The organism is Actinomadura sp. NPDC048032 (genome assembly GCF_040653175.1).
GTDB lineage: Bacteria > Actinomycetota > Actinomycetes > Streptosporangiales > Streptosporangiaceae > Spirillospora > Spirillospora verrucosospora.
Genome location: NZ_JBEZJP010000676.1, coordinates 1 through 2,655, shown reverse-complemented (window position 1 = coordinate 2,655; position 2,655 = coordinate 1). Strand labels below are relative to the sequence as shown.

The 2,655-nt window shown below is 74.4% G+C and carries 2 protein-coding genes; both read left to right on the top strand.

What is annotated here, in order from left to right; genetic code table 11:
• Positions 1-78 precede the first annotated feature (78 nt).
• Positions 79-1,170 carry a site-2 protease family protein gene (locus AB0C69_RS40930; protein ID WP_360362005.1) on the top strand — a complete coding sequence of 364 codons (1,092 nt, stop codon included), beginning with the start codon at positions 79-81 and terminating at the stop codon, positions 1,168-1,170.
• A gap of 62 nt (positions 1,171-1,232) precedes the next feature.
• Positions 1,233-2,237 (top strand): tRNA (adenine-N1)-methyltransferase, encoded by a 1,005-nt coding sequence (locus AB0C69_RS40925; RefSeq protein ID WP_360362002.1) that lies wholly within the window; start codon positions 1,233-1,235, stop codon positions 2,235-2,237.
• Positions 2,238-2,655 lie beyond the last annotated feature (418 nt).

Here is a 2,655-nt window from a genome sequence, read left to right as displayed (position 1 = left end):
CTCGACCGACTTCCCCTCGGACGAGCCCTAGCCGCGGGCGATGTAGAGATTCATGGCCCCGCACGCCCCGGCCTGCTCATGGGCCGCCTGTTCGGCGTGCCCGTCTACGTCTCGCCCAGCTGGTTCCTGGTCGCGGTCCTCGTCACCGTCATGTTCGAGGGCCAGGTCGACGGCGTCGTCAGCCGCCCGCTCAGCTACCTCGTCGCCTTCACCTACGCCGTCCTGCTCTACGGCTCGGTGTTCGTCCACGAGCTGAGCCACGCCGTCACCGCGCGCGCCTTCGGCCTGCCCGTCCGCTCGGTCACCCTCCACATCCTCGGCGGGGAGACCTCCATCGAGCGCGAGGCCCCCACCCCCGGCCGCGAGTTCCTCATCGCCTTCGCCGGGCCGCTGGTCAACCTCGTCCTCGCCGGGCTCGGCCTGCTCGTCCACGCCGTCGTCCCCCTGCCCGACGTCGCGCTGCTGCTCATCGAGGCCCTCACCTTCGCCAACCTCCTGGTCGGGCTGTTCAACCTGCTGCCCGGCCTCCCGCTGGACGGCGGCCGCCTCGTGCGCGCCGTCGTCTGGAAGGTCACCGGACGCAGCCGCAGCGGCGGCGTCTTCGCCGGCTGGGTGGGACGCGGCGTCGCCATCGCCTGCCTCGTCGCCGGCGCCTACCTGGCCACCTACAACACCGGCGAGGGCGGCGGCATCGGCTGGCTCGCCCTGCTCTGGTCGGCCCTCGTCGCCTCGTTCATCTGGGTCGGCGCCACCCAGTCGATCCGCGCCGAGCGCGTCCGCGACCGCATCCCGCTGCTGTCGGCGCGCCGCCTCGCCCGCCGCGCCACCCTCGTCACCGCCGACGTCCCGCTCGCCGAGGCCGTCCGCCGCGCCCGCGAGGACCACGCCGGCGCCATCGTCATCGCCGACCACGACGGCAGGCCCCTCGGCCTGGTCAGCGAGAAGGCCGTCACCGCGACCCCCGAGCACCGCCGCCCCTGGGTCAGCGTGGGCGAGCTGTCGCGGGGCATCGACGACGGGCTGCAGCTGGCCGCCGACCTGTCCGGCGAGGAGCTCGTCGAGGCGCTGCGCCGCGCGCCCGCCTCGGAGTACCTGCTCGTGGAGCCCGACGGAGGCGTCTACGGCGTCCTCGCGGTCGCCGACGTCGACCGCGCCTTCGCCGGCATCTGAGCGCCCCCGCGGGCCGCCGCGGCGGCCCGACCTGCCCGCGCGCGCCGCTAGCCTTGACCTCCATGAGCGAACCCCGACCCGACGGCCCCGCCCCCTCGCCCGGCCGCATCCCGCACGGCCCGTTCCGCCCCGGCGACCAGGTTCAGCTCACCGACCCCAAGGGCCGGATCAACACCATCACCCTCCAGCCCGGCAAGGTCTACCACTCGCACAAGGGCTCGATCCCGCACGACGAGATGATCGGCAGCCCCGAGGGGAGCGTCTTCCGGTCCAGCGGCGGCATCGAGTACCTGGCCTTCCGCCCGCTGCTCGCCGACTTCACCCTCCGCATGCCGCGCGGCGCCGCCGTCGTCTACCCCAAGGACGCCGCCCAGATCATCGCGATGGCCGACATCTTCCCGGGGGCCCGCGTCGTCGAGGCCGGCGCCGGGTCCGGGGCCCTCACCTGCTTCCTGCTGCGCGCCGTCGGCGAGCACGGCCTCGTCTCCTCCTACGAGCGCCGGCCCGACTTCGCCGACATCGCCCGCGCCAACGTCGAGAAGTTCTTCGGCGGGCCCCACCCCGCCTGGCGCCTCACCGTCGGCTCCCTGGAGGACGCCCTCGCCGAGACCGACGTCGACCGCGTCGTCCTCGACATGCTCGCGCCCTGGGAGACCCTCGACGCCGTCGCCAAGGCCCTCGTGCCCGGCGGCATGGTCTGCGCCTACATCGCCACCACCACCCAGATGTCGCGGGTCGTCGAGGACCTGCGCTCCCACGGGCGGTTCGCCGAGCCCTACGCCTTCGAGACCATGCTGCGCTCCTGGCACGTCGACGGGCTCGCCGTCCGCCCCGACCACCGCATGGTCGGCCACACCGGCTTCCTCGTCACCGCGCGCCGCCTCGCCGACGGCGTGACCCCGCCCGCCCGGCGCCGCCGCCCCGCGAAGGGCGCCCACCCCGCGCCCGGCGACGCCGCGCCCCCGTCCGGGGCCGCCTCCGGAGCCGCCTCCGGAGCCGCCTCCGGAGCCGCCTCCGAGGTCGCCCCCGCCCCGGACGCCGCGCCCGGGGTCCCGGCCGAGGCCTAGATCACATTCCTCCGGCGCCCCGCCACCGGACTCGGCAAACGCCGTGCCACGACACGCCCGGCGTGCCGAACCCGCAGGTCCGGACGTCGTAAGGGCTCGCCCCGCGCCACCTCCACGGGACCCCTGCCAACCCTCCCGGAAGACCCCCGCACGACACGAACACCGAATGGGCAGGTTACGGAAGCCCTCCAGATAGGTAGGGTCTCAGTAGGTCGTCGGCTCTCTTCGTGAGGAGGTGGCGGGGCGTGGCCGCTCGTGACGATGCAGGGGCGCGCAGGGCGCAGCACGAAAAGGAGGTCAGGGACCTCCAGACGCAGATCTCCTTCCTGGAGGAGGAGATCTCCGTGCTGCGCCGCAAGCTCGCGGAGTCCCCGCGCCAAGTACGTGTGCTGGAAGTCGGCGGGAGCGGCGGAGCGGC